Origin of the sequence: Microcoleus sp. PH2017_35_SFW_U_B (assembly GCF_020737865.1) — a bacterium.
Lineage (GTDB): Bacteria > Cyanobacteriota > Cyanobacteriia > Cyanobacteriales > Microcoleaceae > Microcoleus.
The window spans coordinates 128,782-152,999 of record NZ_JAEQDE010000033.1 but is presented as its reverse complement, the minus strand read 5'-3'; the positions used below and the strand labels follow the sequence as shown (position 1 = coordinate 152,999).

Below are 24,218 nucleotides of genomic sequence, written 5' to 3'. Positions count from 1 at the left end.
ACGAGCAAAAATTCCAGCACTCCACCGTCCAAAGGATTCAAGCCCAACATTAAGCCCTCGAAAATAGAGGGGAGCAAAAGACAAAAAAGCCTAGGAAGAGCGGGAGGGGGAAGAGAACTACATCCTCATCCCGACCAAACAATCATCGCCCAACTCAAAAATTGTCCCCAGTGTGGAGAGAAAGTCACCGCCGCCACCCAAAAATTGCAATCCGTCTACGAAAAAATCGAACTACCCCCAATTCGCCCCATTATCACCCTCCGTGAACGTTATGGTGGTCAGTGTGCGTGCTGTCAAACCAAGTATGTTGCACCTGACCAGGTTCACCGTTTGGCAGTTCAATTCAAAGCTTAGTTACATATCTCCGTTACACTCATGCCATCAGTTACGAACGGCTATCGTCTATATTTGGAGAAGTCTTTGGACTCAAGATATCCGAAGGAGCAATCGCAAACCTGTTGGCAAAAGTCAAAACCAGTTTAGACGACCAAGTAAGTCAAATACTACAACGGTTGCGGCGGGCAAAATTAATTTGTTCAGATGAAACGAGTGCGAGAGTTAACGGACAGAATCAGTGGGAGTGGGTGTTTCAGAACCAGGATGTTTGTTTACACGTCATCCGTCCGAGTCGAGGGACTGGGGTAATTAACGAAGTTCTCGCAGAACATCGTCCCGATATCTGGGTGTCAGATTTATTTAGCGCTCAAAAAAATCATCCCGCACCACAATGGCAAGTGTGTTTGGCTCATCAATTACGGGATTGCCAATATGCGATTGATGCTGGAGACAGAATTTTTGCCCCAGCGATGAAGAGGTTATTATTAAGAGCTTTTATCATCCATCGACGACGATCAAAAATCGACGATGCCAGACTCAATCGATATCGAGACAATTTACAGGAAAGATTAACCGGGATTTTGAGTTTAGCGCCACATCATCCGGATGGTATCCGGTTACGAAAACGCTATGGTGGGCTAATTGACAATTTATTTCTATTTCTGGAAGATGCGGCGATTCCACCAACAAATAATAGTAGTGAACAGGCGATTAGGATGAGTGTGATATTTCGCCGTGTGACTAATGGATTTCGTTCGGAATGGGGCAGAGATTTGTTTGCTGCCGTTCGTTCCGTTGTCAATACTGGCAAGCGTCAGGGTTTAACTGCTTATCAATCTATTCAACAAGCTCTCTCTACTGATGGCTCCATTTTTTCCCCTAGTTGAGCAATTACCTTTCTTGTATCCACTCTTGAAATCCATCAAGTTGTTGTTGTTGTTCTGTGTCGGGCAATCCAAGTTCCGCTCTCGCCATCTCATATCCATTTAAAAACGCGCGCAGGCGGGTAATTGAACACTTGCCCAAATACATACCCGGTCTTTGTTTGATTCTTTGGAGTAAATCAAAAAAGTATTCATTTTTAACATCTAGTTTATTAACATTAACTTCGACCACCATAAAAAAGTCTCCTATTAAAAGTCTTCTTATATTACTATAAACTGTAAATCATTGAATAGCTTACCGTGAAATTGCAGATTTGTCATCCATTGCTCTTTAGTAAGTCCATCCGGGTGATGGTTATCAAAAATAGTCTCTATATTGTTGATAACAATACCGATTCCTTCGTGGCGACCATTTTCTGAAATAGCATCTCTCGGTACGCTATCATCATAAATGCCACTGTTCCTGCCTCTGCCGAATCCAGTGTACAGTTTTATGCGCTTTCCAGGAATTCCTTGACTTGTCAAGTAATCTTTGAGATTGGTGGCGCACTCAACACATTTAAAGTTTTCATGGCGATCGACAATAGCCTTGATTTGCAGTATTTGCTCAGCAGTAATCTCACTCATATCCCACCACAACCAACAAATTGATGACTTACGCATCGATGGCCAGAAACCGGGTTTTTTACGAAAAATATTCGCTGTAGCCCGCAGATTCGGTAAAAAACCCGGTAATTTGTGGGATGGGCGGGAGAGCCCGTGCAGAAAGGACGGGCGGGACGCCCATCCCACAACAATCATCGAGCGTGTAAGTTATTAAATTTTCATTCCTTAGTCGCAGTGTACCCAACCTAAAAATTCACCTAAAAAAATTAGAAGGTGAAAAATTAGTTTTTCACCTTCTAACTTGCGACTTTCCGATTTCGGGTTACGGAACAAACTTCTTGAATGCCAGTGTCACGTTGTGGCCGCCAAACCCAAAGGAATTGGACAGTGCCACATCAACTTTTAGATCGCGACTTGTATGGGGAACATAATCTAAATCGCACTCAGGATCGGGATTTTCTAGATTGATTGTCGGCGGGACTTTATCGTTGGCGATCGCCATTACCGTCGCCACCGCCTCAATTCCCCCGGAACCGCCCAAAAGATGGCCTGTCATGGACTTGGTAGAACTAATTGCTACTTTGTAAGCGCTTTCTCCCAAAACCTTCTTAATTGCCTTGGTTTCCGTAGAATCGTTGGGAAGCGTGCTCGTGCCGTGAGCGTTGATATAGCTCACTCGATCCGGCGTCAAACCCGCATCCTTGAGGGCTAAAGCGATCGCCCGCGATGCACCTTCGCCCCCCGGTACTGGGGATGTCATGTGGTACGCATCGCAGGTTAAACCGTAGCCGACGATTTCGGCGTAAATCCTGGCGCCTCGTGCCAAAGCGTGTTCCATTTCTTCTAAAAGCAGAATCCCAGCACCTTCGCCGACGACAAAACCATCACGATCGCGATCGAACGGACGGCAAGCATGAGTCGGGTCATCATTGCGAGTCGAAAGCGCCCTCGCCGCAGCAAAACCCGCCACGCACAAAGGAGTTACCGCCGCTTCGGTACCGCCGCAAATCATGGCTTGGGCATAACCGCCCTGAACTAGGCGAAACGCATCGCCCACAGCGTTTGAGCCGGCAGCGCAGGCTGTCACCGTGCAAGAGTTCGGCCCCTTGGCGCCCGTTTGAATCGCCGTCAGGCCTGCGGCCATATTCGCAATCATCATCGGAATCATAAACGGGCTGCATCGATCGGGGCCGCGAGTCAGATAAATTTCTTGCTGGTCTTCTAAAACCTTCAGCCCGCCAATGCCGGTGCCAAGAATGACACCCACCTGTTCTGCGTTCAGGTCGTTAATCTCAAACTTCGCATCAGCCAGAGCTTGTTTGCTCGCTGATACCCCAAATTGAGCAAAGCGATCCATCCGCTTTGCTTCCTTGCGCTCTAAATACTCGTGAGGGTCGTAACCCTTCACCTCTCCAGCAATCCGGCAGTCGTGCCGCGACGCATCGAACAAGGTGATCGGGCCGATGCCATTCTTCCCGGCCAGCAACCCGTCCCAATATTCAGACAAGGTATTGCCGATCGGTGTAATCGCGCCGAGACCCGTGATAACAACGCGCTTACGCTCTAAATTTGTCATGATTTCAGTTTCAAAAAATTAAACACCCAGAACGCAGAACAAAAGAGGAGTTGTTAGTTTTTTAACTTCTCTCCTCTTAGGGGAAAAGACAGGTATTTTATGCTTTTGGAGCTGCAAGTTTGCTGCTGATGAAATCTACAGAAGCTTGAACCGTGGTAATTGCTTCGGCTGCTTCGTCGGGAATTTCAATATCAAACTCTTCTTCCAATGCCATTACCAGCTCTACTGTATCTAGGGAATCTGCTCCTAAATCGTTAGCAAAGTTGGCTTCGGGCTTGACTTCGGTGGGATCGACTTCTAGTTGATCGGCCACAATTTTCTTGACTCTAGCAAAAATGTCGTCTTGACTCATAACATCGTGTCCTCATTGGTTGCTGCGTATCTAATCTTATCCGAAAGGGGGATCTGCAAGAGGAAGGCTTGCCGCTTTTCTAACTGACCCTTGGTGTGGGGTGATGGGGTGATGGGGTGATGGGTGATGGGTGATGGGTGATGGGTGATGGGGTGATGGAGTGATGAATTTCCGAAGCTCTTGAGTCATCCCTCTGACTCCCTCTCTTTCTCCCCATTCCCCTCTCCCCTACGTTATGTTGCGCGATTCTGCATCACTAGGCCCTTACGGTCGAGGCCGCGGTGTAGGTCGATCAGGGCGGTAATGCAGACGAATCGATTATCAATAATTCACGCTGAATTTTCGATCGGCCTAATTGCCAGAGGCTCCTTTAATTTGGGTTTGAATTAGATGATTGATGGGCTGAATGCTTTGCCATCGGAGGATAAAGCCAGAGCTTGAACAACCGTGTTATCTGAGGCATGACGACCCAAGTCATCAACGGCATCATGATTGCAATGCTGACAAGGGTTACTAGCCAAGTAGGGAGTCCGTTTGTGATTGGTTTCAACAGAATGGGCATCAGAGAAATCATTGGATAAATACCGATCGCGCTGACGATCGCAGTTTTCCATTTTGGCGGTGGCGCAACATTCGGCATTTCAGGTAAAGCAAACCAAGCTTCTAATCCATTCACTCGCGATACTCTGGGCGTTTCTGTGAGGGCATCTGCCAGTGCAATCCAACCTTGGCAAATTGGAGAGTTTTCCCATTCCTGTAAATGAATCAGCGTGTCGAATCGCATAATTAGTTGCCATTCACCGCCTCGATTGTTGGGGTAGAGAACTTCGCCGCGTGACGACTCCACACACTAATGCTTTGCATATAGTGTGGGCTTCTCCAGACTCCGGAGAGTAGAGAGAACTTCCTTCGAGGTACTATCAGTTGTAGAACGGCCCACAACAACTTTCCCTCTACGGCGATTTATAGTCGGGAACTCGCCCAGCCCGACTCTTTTGATATTGATAGCGGCGTTGATGTCCCTATCAACCCTCATATTTTCTACCTCATCCCAATACTCTCGAATGCTGCAATCGGTGAAGATGAACTCATCACGATATGCAAGTAGTTGGGATGTGTAGGCGGGGTTCACTCCAATCACGACGGCTCCAGCTTTTGCAGCTATGTATTCCAGGATTGTGAAGAATTGCCCAAACGCGGCATCGTTCCAGGACTTGTTTAGTCCAGACTTAGCCGATTGCCCGTTCGGCAGGTACTTTCCCTGCTCATCTTGTTTTGCGCCATTGCGCTTGCTCAGCCCTTTCAGGTTGAGATTCTCGTGAAAGAATACTGTTTTACCCGTCCTCACAACCTTGTGAGCGGTTTTGAAGGCATGGTCGCGTCTAGCCCTCGCAATGCGTTGATGTTCTCTAGCTTCACGATGAGCCAACTTGCGACGGGAACGACTTCCTTTTTTCTTAGCCGCCTTGCGATGAGACACTTTAGCCAACCGCTTCTCAGACTTGCGAAACGACTTCAGAGATGGCAATTTTTCACCCTCAGAGGTCGCCAGGTAGTCATCTTCATGCAAAACTGCATCCATACCCAAAGCAGTATCCCAGTTCAGATCGACCCCATCAGATTTGATAGGCACAGTTGGATCTTCTAGTCGCAGGTTGACATACCAACTATCTGCCTTTTCGATCGGTTGCACCTGCTTCAAGATTGCGCCATCTGGAAGATCTCTGTGCATCCGCACTTTTAGCAGTCTCAGCTTAGGTATCTTGACGAACAGATATTTGCCACCTAACGAACAAGAATGCAATTCGACTCCAGCACCCTCAAACACCATGGAGCGAAATCGGTCAGCAGACTTGAAGCGAGGTTTACCACTCCGTTTGCCAGTACTGTCACCTGCAATAAATCGTTCAAACGCCTTATCAACTCGCTTACAAACCTCCTGCAACGTGTTAGCCGGAACCCGTGAGAAGTCCAACAACTCAGATGACCAACCGACCGTAACTAGATCTGTTTTGATGTCAGGCAGGTATTTTTTCTGACTGTAATAGTTGGGCTGATCCCGTAGCTCAGGCAAGTGGCAGATCAAAGGGCAAGCGTTGACATAAGAGCGATTACATTCCCACCAGTCAAACCTATCTCCTAGTTGACGGTTGTACCAATACTGGCAAGTCCGCAACCAGAGATTAAGCTCTAGCTTCTGTTCAGTTGTGGGAAGTGCTTTGTACTGGTAGGTGTATTTCATGTCATTATTGTAATTGATATTGCCTTGCGGTGCAAGCCATGAAATATGACGATTCCATCAATATTAGACTGCCAAAAACAGAGAAGAAAATTCTAGATAATTACTGTAAGCGGGTGAAGCGCAATAAAACCACTGTAAGCGGGTGAAGCGCAATAAAACCGATGTCATCCGAGAGTTTATTCGTTCATTGCCAGAGCGGTAGTTTGTTCGTCTCGTCGTCGATGTCTTTCCTGTTGGCTACGCCAATTTGGTCAGACACCACTCCTCGACTCACGCGCATTCCTCTCGCGCCAAATCAAAGATTATGGCGTGAGGCTCCTGCTGCTCTAGCTAAATAGCCCGGAAATGTACTGGCTGCTAGGGTGACACCTCGGACGGCTGCCTCGAAGTCGGCTTCATAGCCTGGTTTAACGCGACGCGCGATCGCCACGACAGCAGGTGCGGAATGTTCTTTCATAGAATGTAAATGCTAAAAGGTAAAAACGGTGCGGAGTGTTCCAGTCACGATCGTGCCATTGCTGTTTTGATTGGCTGGATGAGTAATGATTTGAATCAATGGAGTAATCCGAATATTGTTGGCTAGCGGAAAGTTGTAGAACGCTTCAATATTTGTTTGTGTTGCGTTTCCTACCTCTGTCAAAATGAAAGGCTGAACGACACCCAATCCAGCTAAATCACCTGTGACAAACAAATTCTGAAGAGAAACGCCAGCAGACCAATAACTAGGGCGAATATCCCCGATCGTCGTATCAGGATAGGAAGCGTAACCATAGCGCCCAAAGATGCCAAGCCGTGATGTGATTGCCCAATCAAAGTTTGCGCCAACAGACTGAAAATTGCTGCCAAGAACTTCTCCGCCGCTGTACTGCAAGCGGGCCGAGAAGGAGCTTGTCGGTGCATATTCTAGTTCCACAACGCCCATGTAGGGATCGCCAAACAATCCGCCTCTTGCGCCGCCTCCTGCGATCGGAAAAAGCCGAATATCTCCAGGACTGCCACCGCCAAAGAAGCTTCGATTTTCGGGCAAATTCTCTTCGGCACTACTAGCAATGTAAATTGCACGCAGCCTTAAAGCACCTTGATTCGGCTTCCAGTCGATCGCAGCGCCCGCACCTCCCGGCCTAGGTAACAGAACAAAATTGTTGATGAGGGATTGAGTCGAAAAATCTCGAAAGTTAACGTTCGCGAATCGATTTTTATCAACAAAATCACCCGCGACCATTCTTGCCCCGACAGTCACGCTGAGATCCTTAGTAGGAGCAAAACTATAGTATAAACGAGAAAGAGATATTTGCGTTGTGCCAGGAATCGCGAAATCTAAGGTACTCCCTAGATTCGGTTCTAGAAATCCAGCCGCATTATCGTTAGTTCCAGGACTCCCAGCCAGTAGGCGAAGTTTTAGTAAGTCAGTACCTTTGAAACTGGTATTTAGATCCAGACTGAAGCGGTACAAAGCGGTCGGATTCGGTCGATCGCGCGTGACGATCGCACCTCTAGGACTAATCACTCGATCTCCACTAAATCCGCCTGCATTGACTGCAAAAATTGCTTGTCCTGATAGTTTCGTCGTCGTTGAAAATTGCTGAGATTCCAATCTGTTCGCTTCAGTTTCTAGACCCTCAACTCGATCGCGTAAAGCAGTTAACTCAGTCGTAAATGCTTGCTGAAGACGTTCTACAGCCATCAAATCGTCGCGAGTTAACCCATCGATCGTGTTGATCCGTTCTAAGCAAGCATTCAGCGCTACTGCGAATTCTTGACGAGAAAGTGCTTGTTCGCCTCTAAACCGTTTTTCTGAATCACCAGCAATGCAGCCGTATTTTTCGACGAGCGATCGCACTGCTGAAAATGCCCAACTGGATGGAAGTACATCTGCAAGTCGATCGACCGATGGAATGATTTCTGGTTGCAAGTTCGTTGAATCAACAGAATCAGCGGCAGATGGAAGCACCTCTGCAAGTCGATCGACCGACGGAATGATTTCTGGCTGCAAGTTCGTTGAGTCCACAGAATCAGCGGAAGATGGAAGTACATCTGCAAGTCGATCGACCGACGGAATGATTTCTGGCTGCAAGTTCGTTGAATCCACAGAATCAGCGGCAGATGGAAGCACCTCTGCAAGTCGATCGACCGACGGAATGATTTCTGGCTGTAAGTTCGTTGAGATCGCAGAATCAGCGGAAGCTGTCTGAGCTAGGGTATAGCAGCAATCTATCCAAAGTCCCAAGCCCAAAGCCAACACTTTGTAAAGTCCTAATTGCTTCATTTCTACAGCCGATTGCCCCAGTAGCTCAGTTCCTGGTAAAGCTGCCCAACCGCTGGGCCTTCTGGCGTTTCCCAGTCTTTCATGATTTCTGAAGCAACCGATGCCCAAGACACCATAACGGCTCCTGCTTGAGTCATGCGTAGAAGCGCTGCTGTTTCATTCAACTGCGTATCAGATCCAGAAACATCTACCACGACATAAGCTTCGTAACCTGCTTCCAGTAAATCGAGTGTCAGTTGCAGCGTGCAGATATCTAGAGAAATTCCACCTAGCAGAACTTTCTTACGCCCGATCGCAGCTAATTTATCCCGAAACGTGGGTTCATCCCAAGCACTCGGTGTATGACGCTCGATCCGAATCGCACGATCGGCATGGGCAACGACTTCCGAAAAGAACTTGCCTCGAAATCCGCCTTCTTCTCCCAGCATAATTGTTGGAATATCGAAGATATTTGACAGGCGAGTAAAGGCTTCTGCATTCTTTCGGAGTAAGTCGTGATTGATAGTCTTCAGTCCTGGCAAAAATCCGTCTAGGAAGTCAACCAAAACCACAACGCAATTATCGCGAGTTAGTTTTTCACAATAGTTCATGGTAAGTCTCTTAAGTTTCCTTTGTTGCTTTCCTAGTTTTCAAGAAGCCTGTCAATCGCCGCCAATTGGCTTTTGCTACTTTCCACTGAAAAATCAGATGCACTGCAATAAAAGCGAGAAAGGTATAAGCCAGCCAAAAATGGAGCGATCGACCCAAATCGACCATTGCATCATTTTGCGGAAACAAATCTGGCAGCAGCAGCCCGAAAAATTTGACGTTGTTCGATCGAAAAGAATTAGAAAAGAAAAAACCTGCGATCGGGACTGCCCACATGAACACATACATCAATGCGTGCAATGCAAAATTTCTCCACCATTGCTGCGAGAACTTTGGCCATCGCTTCGCGTATTTCTTCCACATCACCTGAATCAGCGTCAAAATCCGCCAGGTGAGCAATGCCATTGTCAGGACACCGATCGACTTATGAAAGTCATAAAGCAATCCTCGAACCGGAGTTCTAGGCAACCGCGCCATGAACGTGCCACCGACAAATAGAATCAGATAGCAGCCTGCCATCCACCAATGAACGGACATCAATCGTTGGAAAGCAGAATTGAGCCTTGGCTTTTTGACGGTTGCGTTTTGAAGTGAACTCATGCTGAATGCCTCTTACAGAATGCCACCATTAACTTGAATCGTTTGCCCATTAACCCATCGCGCTGCATCCGATGCCAAAAATGCATCGTGATGTGTATCGCACTTAGGACAATCCCACTCTCTGATATTTAAAGGCATCTTATCCACTTCCTAGTAAATAATTTGAGTAAGTCTGTGGCTGATGACGCTGACTGATTGATTATCATCGTTTGACGTAAGCAACTAACGAAACACCTAATATCACCAGAACAACGCCAGTAATTCGAGTGGGAGTCGCCTCAAGCCGAGTCAGTCCGATCGCGCCATAATGATCTAGAAACAGTGCGGCGATCATCTGACCGGCAATCGTCAGTCCCAGAGCAAGGGCAGCACCAATCTTTGGGGTTGCGAAAATGGTTGACCAGACATAGAACGTGCCTAAACAGCCACCTACCCACATCCACCAAGAGGTTTGTCCCAGAGCCGCAGCAGTCGGCAGCGGATACTGAGCGATGAAGCAGACAACTAGCGATGCGAGAGCACCAGCTAGGTAGGAAATAAACGTTACCTGCATGGGTTCTCCCACATAGCGACGCAACAGCGTATTGAGCGCCACTTGCACCGGAAGAACAGCCCCGCCTGCGAGTGCAGCTAAAAGAAAAATAGTGCGTCCGTTCATATCCAGCATTGCACAGCTATGTTGAGAAATATTCAGCGTAAAAGAATCAGTAGTCGTTCCGTCACAAGGACATCGTTACTCTATTGCCTTTGGATGCTTTTAGTCTTTTAAATATGTTCTAATTTTTGTCAATTCTTTCGATCGAATTTATCTCGATTGCTGGAGATAGCTTTTAGGCGTTGTACCCGTTTGCTGTTTGAACACCTTGGTCAAATGGCTTTGATTCGAGAAGCCACACTCGATCGCAATGTCAGAAATAGATAACTTTTGCGATCGCAAGCACTCTTTTGCTTGAGCGATCCGCTGCTGGTTAACATACTGATGCGGTGCAATTCCCATAGATTGCTTGAACTGAGTGGCAAAATAGCAACGACTCATGCCAATTTGGTCTGCCATAGTATCTAGACTCAAATCACTGCCCAGATGGGCTTGGATATACTCTAGAACTACACTGAGTTGATAGGGTGCGAGTCCATTGCAGGTATACTCCCGAAATTTAGGTGTGACAGTACAGTATCGGCGCAGCAATTGAATCCCAAAGAGAGAACTGAGTGATTCTAGATACGCCTTCTCTCCGAAACCACCCTCGTCAATCTCAGTCAAAAAGAGCTGCACCAAATTCTCAAGTTTGCGATCGCGCGTTTTCAACACTGGCAAAAGCTCAATCTTCTCAGGGCTAATGCACTCTGCATCGCGAGCAACTTTATTCAGAAACTCCGGCTTAATCACAATATGCAGCGTTTTGTCGATCGAATGCCAGCGTGTAAATCCAGAGCGATCGGCAGGGTACAGATAAAAATCGCCAGACTTCATCACGCCGTCGTATTCTCCGCACTCATCAAAATGGGTCACTTGACGTTCGTTTGTAGACAGAAAGTAGGTCAGCATATGATGACTCAGCCCTTGCGGCGCATCCAACGCACCTGGAATGTCGTGACGATAGTGAATGGTTAGTCCCTTGTCGATAGAGATAGAGTGATGGGCGATCGTCGGTTTCCCTGAAAAGAGGCTGAGTGGATTGATAGACATTGCTGTAATTTCGTGAAGACCTGTAGTTTATTAGGTTACCCAAAAACTATCTCAGAAAGAGTGAAAAAGCTTTGAAAAGATTGCAGAGAGTGGAACGATACTCGATCGCGATCGCAATGCCGCAAAAAACATCTTAATCAAAGGGTTGAAACAAGCAAGAATTGATTTAAATACGGCGGGGTACGCCGGAATTCACGCTTGCGGACAGACCGATCTCTACTCAATGGTGGCGACAAAACAGAGACAAGTTCGACTGGCTGATGCAAGAATCCTCGTGCCTTTAGGCCGAGGAGTGTCAATCAACCGTTAATTAGCCTAGTCCAGTGTTTAGTTTAACGATCGGTAATCCAATTTTCCCAAAAGCATCTTAACCAGATTAGCCCGATCGCCCCGCCACCAAACTGAAAAGTGCATCCTCATCGATAATAATCGTTTAAAACTGTTGATGCAAAGTAAATGATTTTCTAGAAACTTCTTGAATAATTTGGTAAAAGCTTGTACTATATATTGGGAACAAAAAACGCTCTAGCGATTAAAACAGCTAGCTAAGGTGATGGTCACTTTGAGTCATTATCGTTTCCAGCAAATGTTGAAGCGTCAAGCTGTTAAATATAGCAGTTTTGTAGTAAACATAACCGAAGAATACACATCAAAAACCTGTTCAAAGTGTGGACAGAGATTTAAATGGCGCTTTCAATATCTTGTTGAAAGCTTTGAGAGATACCTCCTTGACGGGAGAGCTTGCTGCTTTCTTTGTCTTGCCATACACGGCTAATTCTGTCTTAGTCCTGGATTTGCCGGGTTAAATGTATCTGGGTAAGGATATGGAGAGGAAGCATCCCAACCTCGTTAGCGCAGCCAACGAAGAGGATCGCCCTCCTGTCTTGTCCCTTGCCTTATGTCCCCAGCAGAAACAATTATGCTATCCCCAAATCTCAAATATGCTTACTTTCCCGGTTGTGTCGCCCAAGGGGCCGCCCGCGAACTTTACCTTTCTACCCAAGCGCTGACTCAAGCTTTGGGGATTGAACTGGTGGAACTCAAAAAAGCTTCCTGCTGCGGTTCTGGCACTTTTAAGGAAGATTCACAGTTGTTGGAAGATACTGTTAACGCCCGCAATATTGCTTTGGCTGAACAACTTAATCTGCCTTTACTCACGCATTGCAGCACTTGTCAAGGGGTAATCGGTCATGTGGACGATCGCCTCAAGGAATCCCAAAAGACCGATCGACCTTACCTCGAAAAAGTAAACGGTTTACTCGAAAAACAAGGCTGTTCGCCTTATCAAGGCAGTACGGAAGTGAAACATCTCCTGTGGGCGATCGTTGCTGATTACTCACAAGCTTTCGGGTTTGAAGTGCGCGGCTTTTTACGGCTGTTACCTGCTGCGAGCTCAGGATAACTTGGTTTACGACGACCCGCACCAACCGGAATCCATGGAAAATGTGTTTCGGGCGATCGGGGCAACTCCGGTTTACTATCGAGGACGGACGCAATGCTGCGGTTGGCCGCTGGCGAGTTATGCCACAAACCAATCTTTTCAGATGGCCGGCAAACATATTGTAGATGCTCTTGACAACGGTGCTGATTGTATGGTAACTCCTTGTCCGCTTTGTCACTTGAATTTGGATTCGCGTCAGCCGGAAGTCGAAAAAGTAATTGGGCGTAAGTTGGGTTTGCCCGTATTGCATTTACCGCAATTGGTGGCTTTGGCTTTGGGTGTTGAGCCAAAAAAACTAGGACTCGATCGGCATATTGTTTCAACTAAGCCCGTGTTAGAAAAATTAGGCTTTTAGTTTTTCTAAAGTTCGTAGTCAGGACTTCAGTCCTTTCTAACTCGGATAGGACTAAAGTCCTGACTACGAACCTACGATCGACTGTGAAGTTTTGTCGCTTTTTCGCGAAGTGCTTCCAAGCACTGCGGTAGACTAACCTTTAATTCTCTGTGCAGGCATAAGCGGTGGTACCTCGCCGTCAAATCTTTTAACTCGCAGAGCCCGCAAATTTTTAGTGACTCGTTGGGAGCCTTTATTCAATGTCTCATTCAGTCAAAATCTACGATACCTGCATCGGCTGCACTCAATGCGTCCGCGCTTGTCCGACTGACGTTTTGGAGATGGTACCCTGGGATGGCTGCAAAGCGGCTCAGATTGCCTCGTCTCCCCGCACAGAAGACTGTGTCGGTTGCAAACGTTGCGAAACAGCTTGTCCTACCGATTTTCTGAGCATCCGGGTTTACCTGGGAGCAGAAACCACTCGCAGTATGGGTCTAGCTTACTAAATATCGATCGAACTGTCGATCGAGTTACGGGCACAGGAGAGGGGGCGATTAAATTGCCCCCTCTCTTTTTGTCGCGGAATCTGCATTCTGCGACAGGAAGAAGGTAATACAATTTGGGATTTGGGATTTGGGATTTTCGACGATCGGCAACAAACGGACACAAGCCCCCGACGCGAGTGTCAGGATCAAAAGCAAAATATTAGATCTGAGATCTTGCACCATTCTCAATTAGCCGTAGGGGCGGGTTCGCCAGTAGCCTTAAAGGTAGCAAACAGGTTCTATAAACCCGCCCGACCCCACGAAAAATCCTCTTATTGACAAGGCGTGCAAGATCTCAGTTAGATCCTAGTTCCAGCTTCCAAATTCAAAGTTGCAAGTCAAATCTAAAATCTACAATCTAAAATCGACTGAGTATCATGGTTGGGATCTTCCCTACAGTTGCATTCTTTTTTGCAACTGGTGTAAAAATGATAAAAATTGGGTTTTATCGCGATCGCTAAGCAGGAGTAGTACCTTAAATGTGCGGAATCGTTGGTTATATCGGCACGCAAGCAGCAAGCGAGATTTTGCTATCAGGATTGGAGAAACTGGAATACCGGGGTTACGATTCATCAGGCCTCGCTACCATCTCCGAAGGAAAAATTACCTGCATCCGAGCAAAAGGCAAATTGCACAACCTCCGGGAAAAGCTAGCAGAGATAGACTCTCCCGCTCCCATCGGTATCGGACATACCCGCTGGGCAACTCACGGCAAACCAGAGGAATATAACGCTCACCCTCACCTAGATAATAGCGGGCGAATTGCCGTAGTTCAAAATGGAATTGTCGAAAATTATCGCGAGTTGCGCGAAGAATTGAAAGCCAAGGGACATAAATTTGTCTCGGATACGGATACAGAAGTTATCCCTCATTTAATAGCTGAAATTTTCCAAGAAGGAAGAAGGAAGAAGGAAGAAGGAAGAAGGAAGAAGGAAGAAGGACAAGATCCAACAGCAGAGGAAATTACTGAGTTGTCGTTTTTGGATGTGGTTTCAAAGGCGGTGAATCGGCTAGAAGGAGCTTTTGCGATCGCCACAATTTGTGCAGATTTTCCAGACGAAATAATTGTCGCCAGACAGCAAGCTCCTTTGGTGATTGGCTTTGGTGCAGGTGAATTTTTCTGTGCTTCCGACACGCCAGCGTTAATATCTCACACCCGCGCTGTTTTGTCCCTCGAAAATGGCGAATTAGCAAGACTAACTCCGATGGGAGTAGAAGTTTATAGCTTTGCAGGACAAAGGCTGAAAAAAACTCCGCGCATCCTCGGCTGGAACCCAGTTTCAGTCGAGAAACAGGGCTTCAAGCACTTCATGCACAAGGAAATTTACGAACAGCCGGCAGTCGTTCGAGCTTGTTTGGAGACTTATTTAGACAGCGATTGGCAGCCCGGAAATCCAGGCTCTCCCATCAATCTCAACTTGCCACCAGAACTTTGCGCCGATGTCGAGCAAATTTCCATTCTCGCCTGCGGAACGAGCTGGCACGCCTCGCTAATTGGCAAATATTTGTTGGAACAGTTAGCTAATATTCCCACGGCTGTGCAGTACGCTTCTGAGTACCGTTACGCGCCCGCACCGCTGACAGCAAATACTTTAATTATTGGGGTAACTCAGTCGGGAGAAACGGCGGATACGCTGGCTGCTTTGGGGATGGAACAGCAGCGTCGCGCGGCTTTTACCGATAAATTTCGATCGCGAATGTTGGGCATTACTAACAGGACTGAAAGCTCGATCGCCCACATGATGCCACACATCATCAACACCCACGCTGGTATAGAAATCGGGGTGGCGGCAACTAAAACTTTTGTCACTCAGTTGATGGCTTTCTATTTCTTAGCTTTGGATTTGGCGCACCAGCGGCAAACCATCAGCACCGAGAGATTGGCAGAAATTCTTGCGGGTTTGCGCCAGTTACCAGCCCAAATCGAGAAGTTTTTGGAGATTCAAGAACAGTATGTCGAGGAATTGTCGCACCAGTTTACAGAAACCCAAGATTTTATCTTTTTGGGGCGGGGAATTAACTTTCCGATTGCTTTGGAAGGGGCGCTGAAACTTAAGGAAATTAGTTACATTCATGCCGAAGGATATCCGGCGGGAGAGATGAAACACGGCCCGATCGCCCTTTTGGATGCTAAAGTGCCTGTAGTGGCGATCGCGATGCCCGGAAGCGTCTACGAAAAAGTCCTTTCCAACGCCCAGGAAGCCAAAGCCCGCGACGCCCGTTTAATTGGCGTTACGCCGAAGCATGGCGCGGCGGAAGCTGATATTTTTGACCACGTTTTGCCGGTGCCTTTGGTGGATGAATTGTTGTCGCCGATTGTGACAGTGATTCCGCTGCAATTGTTGGCTTATCACATTGCCGCGCGCCGAGGTTTGGATGTGGATCAGCCACGCAATTTGGCGAAGTCGGTGACGGTGGAATAATTGTTGACAGTTGACAGTTGACTGTTGACTGTTGACTGTTGTCAATTACCCGATGCCCGATTCCCGATGCCCGATGCCCGATTCCCGATGCCCGATTCCCTATTCCCTATTCCCGATTCCCTATTCCCGATTCCGCAAATCGCCGCCAACAACACCCAACTTATCGTATTAACCCGCAAATCAAACAGAGTTACATCTACAGTGTTAAACAGCGTACAGGCGGCGAAGGCTAATAAATAACTGAAGAAAATTAGGCGATCGGCATTTTCGACATCTTGACAAACCACCTGATTTGTGCTACTAGATATTGAATTTTGATTGAGAACTAAATTATTTTCTGGTACTTCGAGAGTTGCTATTTGCTCTTGTTTAATATCCACAGCAGAAACCTGCCAATTCGCCAACAGCAAAACACCTCTAGCCAAAACCCAGCCAACTAAACCAAATAACAAAAGCGTTGTTGGGAATCCCGTTTCCGCAGCCAACATCAGCATCAAACTGTGAGGATGACCCAGCCATTCGTGCATTCTATCTTGATAGAGAGGCGTAAAATTTCGCAGTCCCCAACCAGTCCAAGGACGCTGCTGAGCCATCGACCAAGCAAATTCCCATTGAGTAGTTCTCAAAGTAGCAGTCGGGCGATTTGGAAACATTTCATCCGTAAGTCTCGCCCAGAAAAAAGCCGGGATAATTATTCGCAAATATTGCCGTAAAGGTTCCGGGCCAAACGCCGACAAAAACACTGCACCCACTGCACTAAAAACCGCAGCTAATATTTTTTTATAACCCGCATAAAATGCAAAAGCCAAAACTGCCAAAACTGCCAATCCCCAAGCATTCCGAGAATTAGTAAAAATCAAAGCAACAGCATTTCCTACTACTGCAAAACTTAAAAATATGAATTGGGTATTGGGCATTGGGCATTGGGCATTGGGCATTGGGCATTGGGCATTGGGCATTGGGGATTGGGCATTGGGCATTGGTAATTGGTAATTGGGCAATTCTCCCCCTCTCCCCGTCTCCCCCTCTCCCCCTCTCCCCCTTTCCCCCTCTCCCTTCTTCCCTCTTCCTTCTTCCTTCTTCCTTCCTCGTTCTTCCATCCACAATCCGAGTGTTAAAATAAAAGCGATTGTTAAATAGCCGGCTAAAATATTAGCGTACATAAATACAGAAGCCATGCGGCCGGGGGGATTGCCTTTCGGTTCGAGTACCCAGCCAAAAATAGGCTGCAATTGATCGATGCCGCTCCAACCTAAAAATTGCTGTCCCAAACCTAAAATTATGACGGGAATTGCACTAATTGCTATTATCCAAGACAATTGTCTTAACTGAGCCGGAGTTTGAATTAAACTGCTGAAAACGGCAAACAATATAAAGAATGGCCAAAAATTGCACAAGCCTAAAACAGCCTCGATACGGTTGTTGGCAAAAATCGTCGTGATGACTAGCAGCACACTCAAAATTGCGAATCCTCGATTCAGCGGGCTGCGGCAGATTTGCCGGAACTTTTGCTGACAAGTGCCGGCCAATCCTAGGAATATTCCTAAAGCTCCCAAGATTGGAATTGTCGGAAAAATTAGCATCCCAATTTGAGCGAAATTCCAAGGGATTTGCAGGCGGCGATCGGGATGTTTTTGCAGGTGAGAATTGAGATTTTTTGCTGTCTGTTTTACAGCTAATTTCCACGTTTTTTTGATATTCACCCAAACTCCCAATTCTTCAATTCTTCACTCCAAAATCCAAAATCCAAAATCGCTATGCTAGTTCCCAAACGCATTCCGATCGCGTTAAGCGAATTTGAGCCAAGGCAAAAATGGTCGGGATAATGCGCCCGTAGTTCGTAGAAATCGATCGCCAACCCAAATCTGCTAAAAACCAAGTCCACATCACCGGGCCGAGCAATGAAAACACGCTCCGTGTCGCACCGTAACGAGCCGCAGTCACGGCCATCCCCCGCCGCGCCGTCTGAATTGCGACATAATTTTGAAACTGGGTTGCTGCGGTTGCAGTCCCTGCGATCGCTACTTGTGTGGCCATTTGATAGGTAGCAAAGTGCAGCGCAAATTGATTGGCCATCAATTTCAGCAACATGGGTTTTAAGATGGAACTAACGGCTAAAGCGCTGCCACCTTTGAACAGCAAACCGAGCGGGTCTTTTTCAGCAGAAATTGGCAACGGTTCAGAAAGTTTAGCATCGACAATTGCTCGCTGTACGCGGACTGTCAGGGCTTGCTGTTCGTCTTTCGGTAAACGCTTCCAGGTGCGGCCCATTAAATGCAGAAATACTTCTGCCTCTAAGTCGGTGGTTGACAACTGTTTGGGATAAGGGATTTTGAGATAGCGGCAAACTTGAATTAGTGCTTGTCTGTAGGTTACTTGTTCGGTTCGCCCTCTCAGTACCGTCAACCCGTCGGCGGCAAGATACCGAAACCTTTGTTCTACGGCGTCTAGCCATGCTTCGCGATCGCGGCTTTGTACGTCTAGGGGTGCGGGGGTTTGCACGTAATCTAAAGGGTTAAACTTGCGACTGAACAGAAGTTCGGTTAGTTGCTGCAATTCTTCTTCTGTTGTCAATTCTAGTGCTGCTCTGAGTTCGTCCAAGATTTTGCCCTCCCGTCATACTATTTTAGATTTTAGATTTTAGATTTTAGATTGTCGCTGAGTAGCGCGCTTTGAAACTTGCCGAGCGCTACATTTTTTCAACTAATCTTACCTGTCGATTATTTTACTACCTGGCGGAGGGCGATGGCTTACGCCCCGCTACGGCTTTGGGCTTTTATGTTCGTGGTGCAGAGCATCTTTTGACCCGCAGCCTTTATGCTGATTGGTAAATCAAAAATACCTCACAATTTATACGTATGTTCGATGTTGTGGCGATCGGTGCGGGGATGGCGGGGCTGATTTGTGCTCGACAGTTGCGTCTGGCTGGCTATTCTGTGGCGGTTGTTGAGAAATCTCGCGGCCCCGGCGGACGAGTCGCTACTCGTCGCGTGCAGGGGACTAGAGCCGATCACGGGGCCCGCTATTTGGAGTCGCAGGGGGATGCGGTGCAGGCGTTAATTGATGTTTTGGTCGATCGCCAGATCCTGAAACTTTGGACGGATAGCGTGGGAGAATTTCGAGAAGGAGAAATATCTTCGGTTCCTAGTTCTTGTTATGTCGCACCTGCTGGGATGAATGCTGTCGGTAAGTATATCGCAGAGGGTTTAGACATTTGGTACGGCCGCCGAGTCAAAGCGATTTCTCGTACCGACAGTCAAATGTGGCATCTTTCTCTGGAAGTTACCGACGACAATTTAGATCTACCTCAAGAATTGATTGCTAAGGCTGTGGTGGTGGCAATTCCTGCTCCTCAAGCTTTAATGTTTTTGGATACAGAACTTGGTTTTTCCTCTAATTTTCTTGACAAATTGCGCTCTGTAGAATACGACGCTTGCATTACAGTTATGGCTGGCTATTCTGCGGAACGAAATTCTGATTTGAGCAATCTAAATCCGCAGTGGAAATCGGTTTCTTTTCCCGATGATTCTGATTTAAGTTGGATTGGGCTCGACAGCAGCAAGCGGCTCGACGATCCGCAACAGCCTGTGTTTGTGGTTCACAGCAGCGCCAATTTTGCCGATCGCCATCTAGAATCTACCGATTTGCCAACAATCGGTCAGCAATTGCTCGATCGCGCTTCTGAACATTTAATGCCTTGGCTCAAGCAGCCGGAATGGTTGCAGGTTCACCGCTGGCGCTATGCTTTTTGTCGGAATCCTTTACCTGTTTCTTGTTTGGTGGCGGAAGAAACTTTGCCGTTGGTTTGTGCGGGGGATTTGTGCGGGGAAGGTCAAATTGAAGCTGCTTTGCGATCGGGCTTAGCGGCGGCTAATTGGGTGAATTCTCAGTTGCAAAATTTGCCGTTAGATTCCAGTCTAAATTGGTAATATCCTCAGCCCGATCGCCCTTTATCCCAAACGCTGCACCTCCTCCACCGACAGCGAAAGCGCCTGAGCGACTTGTTCGACAGTCAAACCCATTGCCAGCAGTTGCGGAATCGCATCTTGTTGTGTTTGCTGTGCGCGATCGGCCCGCTGAGTCTCAGCTTCCGCCCGCTGACTTTCAGCTTCAGCCCGTTGGCTTTCAGCTTCAGCCCGCTGGCGTTCCTGTTCGGTATGGAGGCGTTCGAGTCGGGCTTGCTCGCTCCCTGTCAGCAACAAATTTCCTTCGTTATCCCACCACCGCAACCACCGCTGTGCCTGATTTTGATAGCTGCCTTCCCATACGCCTAACTCTATGCCCATGCGGTCGATCGGGTAATGTCCGCGATCGTTCGGTTCCAATCGGCAATAGCAACCATTCACCCAGTTGTAGACTTCCAGTTGGCTAGTTTTAATTACATAAATGGCGTAGTAGGGAATGCGGATAATCTTTTCATATACCCAAAACTTCCCTGGTTTCTGATTAGTACCTTCTGGTAAACGAGATAAAGGCGTGTTGTCTCGTTCTTCGGAACCATTTCCACTGGCAAACTCGATCGCAATTATTGGCACCATATACTCGCGCCAAATCACGTAAGAGCGACGAATTTCGCCGTCCACGAGGGGCCCAACGTTGGGGACGTAGAACCAGTCAGGCGCTTCGGCACCCTTTTCTGGTGGGTCGGTTTCGCGCCAGTAGATGCCACAATCTTGCCCGATCGCATATTGTCCGTCGGGGTGAAGCCTTTGCAGTGTGATTTCTAGGGAGTCTGTGAGCAAGATGCTTTGGGGATGCTCTTGGAAATTTTTCACAAAAGTGCCATCAGATTCGGGGAGTTGCGTGTGATCCGGGAAGGCGGGGGGTAAGCCTGTCGTACTGAGACTTTGGGTCATGACTGGTACGCGATCGACCTAGCGATCGGACTGATGCTCTATTACCACAGCATAGCGATTGTCGATCGATTTGTGCAGAGGAAGAAGGCAATTAAAGCAATGATTTTAGCAAAAGAACATCCGGTGGAACCGGGCGTGGTTGCTACTTCTTCGTTATTCATTCAGCTATTGCTCTAAAAAATAGATCGAATGATATCAAATCCGCTCTTCATCGGAATCATATAAACGGAGGATACCGCGAGTGCCTTAGTCCCTACAATTGATCGCGGTAGGGAAACGGCATCTTGAGTGTCCTCTATATCATTCCGGCGCAGCCGGAATTGATATGACTTACAAAAACCTGGGAAATGGTGTAAATTGCCACTTTCCCCATTTTTTATTTTTGTGCTGTCTCCTGCTTTTTCAAAGCTTGTTCTTGCATCTGCAATAACTCTGGAACTGTTACAAATTTGTACCCTTCTTTTCTCAGTTTAGCAATAATATCCGGCAAAGCTTGTACAGTTCTCGATCGATTGCCACCGCCGTCGTGCATCAACACAATGCCGCCAGAATTTGCCTGCCGCATCACGTTGTCCATCAACGATTGCGTCGCAGTCCGCCAATCTAAAGAATCAGCAGACCACATGATAACTGCATAATTTTTCTTCTGTGCGTAGGCTGCCAAGCCATTGTTTAAAATGCCTCCTGGTGGCCGAAACAGTGATGTTTTTACCCCGGTTACTTCCTCAATTAATGATGACGTGCGATCGATCTCGCGAGCCGCACCGTCTTCGTTATATTTAATGTATTGGTGGTTCCAAGTGTGGTTGCCGATCGCGTGACCGGCTGACGCAACTTGTTTGCCAAGTTCGGGATATGTTTGCAGGTATCTTCCTACCCAAAAAAATGTAGCCTTAATATTGTTTTTCTTGAGAATCTCTAGGATTTGTCTAGTAGTTGTCGGCCAGGGCCCGTCGTCAAATGTTAGGGCGATCGCCTTGTGCTGCTGGTCCAGTTTTGCCTGACGCAGCATGGTACCTTTAAACTGGGATGGTAGGGATGATTGAAAACGAGTTTCCTGCTGTTGAGCTAGAGCTTTTTGGGAAACTTCTACTCGATGGGCGATCGCTCCTGCGATCCCACTAACATTAGATATCAGTTTTGGTTCTGGCGAGGATACAGCCAAGACTTGTGGCTGCATCGGTGGCGCTGGTTGATTGGCCCGCAAGTTCATTGGTAACGTCACACCCAGCAAAAAACTTCCTGCGGCGGCCAGAAAAGCAACGATTAATTTTTTTTGCCGCCTCAAAAGCCGTTTCATATTTGTCACGTCATTATCTCCTTCACACCTTGGAAAATTAATTCTAGATTTTATTTTGATATCAAGTTAATCCACTCAGGACGATCGTATTAAATGCGATTGTCCATAGAAATGTTACTGCAAATGACCGATCGCGGGGAAGTCCGGCAGGATTAACAAGTTTAAGAATTTTCACCGAGAGTTCCCCTAACCGATCAAAACGGGGAATAGTGGCAATCTTCCGGAAGGTAGTTAAATCCCGTTAATTGCACGTTCTATTCTATATAGTTAGGGGCTCAGACCCAAAAAGCCGGGCCGCTAACTGACACTACGGGCCGATCGCCCGCCCCAGCGTCTTCAAATTAACTTTTAGGGCCGATTCTTTCTTGATACAAGCCGACAATCCGATCGATAACTTCGTCAACAGTCAGATTATCTGTTTGAATTTCCACAGCATCAGCAGCTTTCCGTAAAGGTGCTATCAGGCGAGTGCTGTCCTTGGAGTCCCGCAGAGCGATGTCTTGTTCTAACTGGGCCAAACTAATATTAGCCCGATCGGCGTCTTTAAGTTCTAACATCCGCCGGCGCGATCGCTCTTGTACCGAAGCCGTCAAATAAATCTTCAATTCCGCATCGGGAAAAACATTAGTTCCTATATCGCGGCCTTCTGCCACAATCCCACCTTTTGTACCGCAGCGCCGCTGTTCATCTACTAGAAACTGGCGCACAGCGGGAATTGCCGCCATTTCCGAGACGCGAGATGTCACTTCCAAACTGCGAATTGCCTCGGTTATGTCTTCGCCGTTAATCTTCAGCATGAAAGATGCGGGATCGAGATTGTATTCCAAATAGCTGTAACTAATTAATTCGGCGATCGCACATTCGTCGGACATCGGCGTGTTTGTTTTCAAAGCCAGCCAAGTCAGCGCCCGGTACATCGCGCCGGTATCGAGATAAAACAAGCCCAAAGCTTTTGCTGCTTGGCGAGTTACCGTAGATTTGCCAGCCCCCGCCGGGCCATCGATCGCCACAATTGGCCTGCGGTTCCTGAGAATTATATTATCAATCAAGCGAGTAGAGCCAACTCTGGCTGCTACGGCTAAAAGTCCCGCTGTTTCCACCACCTCCAACGGCATCAGAGTGTCGGGATCGACGAGTTCGGCATATTCGAGCTTAACTTCGGGTTCTCCAGCGACTTCGGCGCGCGCGGCAGCGAGTGTGGCGGCCCAGGTGCGGTCGCCTGAAGCAAAAGTTTTTGAGGCTTGTTGCAGCGCGCGGTAGAGGGCGCAGGCTTGCTGTTTTTGCTCTGTTGTTAAATACTGATTTCGAGAACTCATTGCTAGTCCAGACTCTTCGCGGACGATCGGGCAAGCAACAATCTCTACAGGCAAGTTAAAATCCCAGGCGAGCTTGCGGATAATTGCTAGCTGCTGGGCGTCTTTCTGACCAAAATAAGCTTTTGTCGGCTGCACCAAACTCAAAAGTTTGGTAACAATTGTCGCGACGCCCTGAAAATGACCGGGCCGAGACTTGCCGCACAACACCGATGTCATCGCGGGTGGCGGCACTACTTGAGTTAAGGATGAAAGTTGATTTTGTGTTTGGGCGGTTTTGTCGGTTGCTGTGCGATCGCCCCCTGGGTTCCCAAACATTTCTGTTGCTGGGGGAGCAAAAATGGCATCAACGCCAGCTTGTTCGCACAGCAGCCGGTCTCGATCCAAATTCCGGGGATAATCTTGAAAATCTTCTGTCGGCCCAAATTGCAGCGGGTTGACAAAAATGCTGACTAGGACGATCGCATTGTCTTGTCTTGCCCGCTGGATCAAGCTGAGATGTCCGGCGTGCAAAGCTCCCATCGTCGGCACCAAACCGACTGTCACGTGAGGTGCAGCAGACTTTTGTGAATTTAAGTAGCAGCGAAGTGCTGCAATGCTAGTAAACAGTTGCACCGATACAATCTCCTCAAGGCATTCGGCAGAATGCAGAATTTATTTGTCTGAATTTGTTCGATCGGACATCTGGCACCAATGTTAGCAACTTGCCTCGCGTGCGAGTTCCACAACAAATAAACTATGGTGGGGCGCGAGACTATGGCGACGAGTGCAAGATGTCAGATACTTCAAGCCCGGACAAGTTTTATTCTAGTTTCTGCTTTCTACAGTTCGGATAACTTTTGTATTCTGCCTTACCAGAAAGAATTGTC

The 24,218-nt window shown here is 47.5% G+C and carries 23 protein-coding genes and 2 pseudogenes; 8 read left to right on the top strand and 17 right to left on the bottom strand.

What is annotated here, in order from left to right; all coding sequences use genetic code 11:
- Positions 1-354: pseudogene (locus JGK36_RS08680) on the top strand (hypothetical protein); the annotation flags it as partial.
- Positions 342-1,223 carry an IS66 family transposase gene (locus tag JGK36_RS08675; RefSeq protein WP_367120248.1) on the top strand — a complete coding sequence of 294 codons (882 nt, stop codon included), beginning with the start codon at positions 342-344 and terminating at the stop codon, positions 1,221-1,223. The pseudogene JGK36_RS08680 and the gene JGK36_RS08675, both read left to right, overlap by 13 nt.
- A 4-nt stretch (positions 1,224-1,227) precedes the next feature.
- Here JGK36_RS08675 and JGK36_RS08670 read toward each other — a convergent pair whose 3' ends face one another.
- The 12 genes from JGK36_RS08670 to JGK36_RS08615 all read right to left on the bottom strand — a co-directional run bounded on the left by JGK36_RS08670 (position 1,228) and on the right by JGK36_RS08615 (position 11,137).
- The gene (locus JGK36_RS08670; protein ID WP_293185399.1) at positions 1,228-1,455 is read right to left on the bottom strand and encodes a hypothetical protein; all 228 of its coding nucleotides are present in this window, start codon (positions 1,453-1,455) and stop codon (positions 1,228-1,230) included.
- Between the two features lie 26 nt (positions 1,456-1,481).
- Entirely contained in the window at positions 1,482-1,847 is a 366-nt protein-coding gene (locus JGK36_RS08665; RefSeq protein WP_293196714.1) for a papain fold toxin domain-containing protein, read from the bottom strand.
- 301 nt (positions 1,848-2,148) lie between these two features.
- On the bottom strand, positions 2,149-3,402 hold the full coding sequence (fabF, locus tag JGK36_RS08660; RefSeq protein ID WP_293185402.1) for a beta-ketoacyl-ACP synthase II: 1,254 nt from the start codon (positions 3,400-3,402) through the stop codon (positions 2,149-2,151).
- Positions 3,403-3,499: 97 nt separating this feature from the next.
- Positions 3,500-3,754: an acyl carrier protein gene (acpP, locus tag JGK36_RS08655; RefSeq protein ID WP_293185403.1), complete on the bottom strand. Its 255-nt coding sequence runs from the start codon at positions 3,752-3,754 to the stop codon at positions 3,500-3,502.
- A 370-nt stretch (positions 3,755-4,124) separates the two neighbouring features.
- Positions 4,125-4,601 (bottom strand): hypothetical protein, encoded by a 477-nt coding sequence (locus tag JGK36_RS08650; protein ID WP_293185404.1) that lies wholly within the window; start codon positions 4,599-4,601, stop codon positions 4,125-4,127.
- Positions 4,602-4,604: 3 nt separating this feature from the next.
- Entirely contained in the window at positions 4,605-5,996 is a 1,392-nt protein-coding gene (locus JGK36_RS08645; RefSeq protein ID WP_293185405.1) for a transposase, read from the bottom strand.
- A 295-nt stretch (positions 5,997-6,291) separates the two neighbouring features.
- Positions 6,292-6,453, bottom strand: a complete 162-nt coding sequence (locus JGK36_RS08640) for a hypothetical protein (protein ID WP_293185406.1) — start codon at positions 6,451-6,453, stop codon at positions 6,292-6,294.
- Between the two features lie 12 nt (positions 6,454-6,465).
- Positions 6,466-8,262, bottom strand: a complete 1,797-nt coding sequence (locus tag JGK36_RS08635) for an iron uptake porin (RefSeq protein WP_293196713.1) — start codon at positions 8,260-8,262, stop codon at positions 6,466-6,468.
- A gap of 2 nt (positions 8,263-8,264) precedes the next feature.
- A complete protein-coding gene (locus JGK36_RS08630; protein WP_293185408.1) occupies positions 8,265-8,852 on the bottom strand; it encodes an isochorismatase family protein in 588 nt (195 codons plus the stop codon).
- Between the two features lie 10 nt (positions 8,853-8,862).
- Positions 8,863-9,450, bottom strand: coding sequence for a cytochrome b/b6 domain-containing protein (locus JGK36_RS08625; RefSeq protein ID WP_293185409.1), 588 nt, complete (start codon positions 9,448-9,450; stop codon positions 8,863-8,865).
- Positions 9,451-9,652: 202 nt separating this feature from the next.
- A complete protein-coding gene (locus JGK36_RS08620; protein WP_293185411.1) occupies positions 9,653-10,108 on the bottom strand; it encodes a DMT family transporter in 456 nt (151 codons plus the stop codon).
- A 147-nt stretch (positions 10,109-10,255) separates the two neighbouring features.
- Positions 10,256-11,137 carry an AraC family transcriptional regulator gene (locus JGK36_RS08615; RefSeq protein ID WP_293185412.1) on the bottom strand — a complete coding sequence of 294 codons (882 nt, stop codon included), beginning with the start codon at positions 11,135-11,137 and terminating at the stop codon, positions 10,256-10,258.
- 553 nt (positions 11,138-11,690) lie between these two features.
- Between JGK36_RS08615 and JGK36_RS33825 the strand changes: the two genes are divergently transcribed.
- From JGK36_RS33825 to glmS, 4 genes and pseudogenes are all read left to right on the top strand, one after another.
- The gene (locus JGK36_RS33825) at positions 11,691-11,912 is read left to right on the top strand and encodes a zinc ribbon domain-containing protein (protein ID WP_366516547.1); all 222 of its coding nucleotides are present in this window, start codon (positions 11,691-11,693) and stop codon (positions 11,910-11,912) included.
- A 144-nt stretch (positions 11,913-12,056) separates the two neighbouring features.
- Positions 12,057-12,933, top strand: a pseudogene (locus JGK36_RS08610) (CoB--CoM heterodisulfide reductase iron-sulfur subunit B family protein).
- 239 nt (positions 12,934-13,172) lie between these two features.
- Positions 13,173-13,418, top strand: a complete 246-nt coding sequence (psaC, locus tag JGK36_RS08605) for a photosystem I iron-sulfur center protein PsaC (RefSeq protein ID WP_015175986.1) — start codon at positions 13,173-13,175, stop codon at positions 13,416-13,418.
- A gap of 518 nt (positions 13,419-13,936) precedes the next feature.
- A complete protein-coding gene (gene glmS / locus JGK36_RS08600; protein WP_293192880.1) occupies positions 13,937-15,880 on the top strand; it encodes a glutamine--fructose-6-phosphate transaminase (isomerizing) in 1,944 nt (647 codons plus the stop codon).
- A gap of 41 nt (positions 15,881-15,921) precedes the next feature.
- On the opposite strand, the gene JGK36_RS08595 is transcribed toward glmS, so the two are convergent.
- Together JGK36_RS08595 and JGK36_RS08590 are read right to left on the bottom strand one after the other, a co-directional pair.
- The gene (locus JGK36_RS08595) at positions 15,922-17,583 is read right to left on the bottom strand and encodes an O-antigen ligase (RefSeq protein WP_293196711.1); all 1,662 of its coding nucleotides are present in this window, start codon (positions 17,581-17,583) and stop codon (positions 15,922-15,924) included.
- A gap of 52 nt (positions 17,584-17,635) precedes the next feature.
- Positions 17,636-18,481, bottom strand: coding sequence for a YaaW family protein (locus JGK36_RS08590; RefSeq protein WP_293185418.1), 846 nt, complete (start codon positions 18,479-18,481; stop codon positions 17,636-17,638).
- 257 nt (positions 18,482-18,738) lie between these two features.
- Between JGK36_RS08590 and JGK36_RS08585 the strand changes: the two genes are divergently transcribed.
- Entirely contained in the window at positions 18,739-19,809 is a 1,071-nt protein-coding gene (locus JGK36_RS08585; protein WP_293196710.1) for an NAD(P)/FAD-dependent oxidoreductase, read from the top strand.
- 21 nt (positions 19,810-19,830) lie between these two features.
- Here the strand turns inward: JGK36_RS08585 and JGK36_RS08580 are convergent, their stop codons facing one another.
- The gene (locus JGK36_RS08580) at positions 19,831-20,736 is read right to left on the bottom strand and encodes a Uma2 family endonuclease (RefSeq protein ID WP_293196709.1); all 906 of its coding nucleotides are present in this window, start codon (positions 20,734-20,736) and stop codon (positions 19,831-19,833) included.
- Here JGK36_RS08580 and JGK36_RS08575 point away from each other — a divergent pair.
- Positions 20,728-20,913 carry a hypothetical protein gene (locus JGK36_RS08575; protein ID WP_293185421.1) on the top strand — a complete coding sequence of 62 codons (186 nt, stop codon included), beginning with the start codon at positions 20,728-20,730 and terminating at the stop codon, positions 20,911-20,913. The genes JGK36_RS08580 and JGK36_RS08575 overlap by 9 nt on opposite strands.
- A 199-nt stretch (positions 20,914-21,112) precedes the next feature.
- Here JGK36_RS08575 and JGK36_RS08570 read toward each other — a convergent pair whose 3' ends face one another.
- Together JGK36_RS08570 and JGK36_RS08565 are read right to left on the bottom strand one after the other, a co-directional pair.
- On the bottom strand, positions 21,113-22,036 hold the full coding sequence (locus tag JGK36_RS08570; protein ID WP_293185445.1) for a polysaccharide deacetylase family protein: 924 nt from the start codon (positions 22,034-22,036) through the stop codon (positions 21,113-21,115).
- A 341-nt stretch (positions 22,037-22,377) separates the two neighbouring features.
- Positions 22,378-23,964: a bifunctional pantoate--beta-alanine ligase/(d)CMP kinase gene (locus tag JGK36_RS08565; protein WP_293185422.1), complete on the bottom strand. Its 1,587-nt coding sequence runs from the start codon at positions 23,962-23,964 to the stop codon at positions 22,378-22,380.
- Positions 23,965-24,218 lie beyond the last annotated feature (254 nt).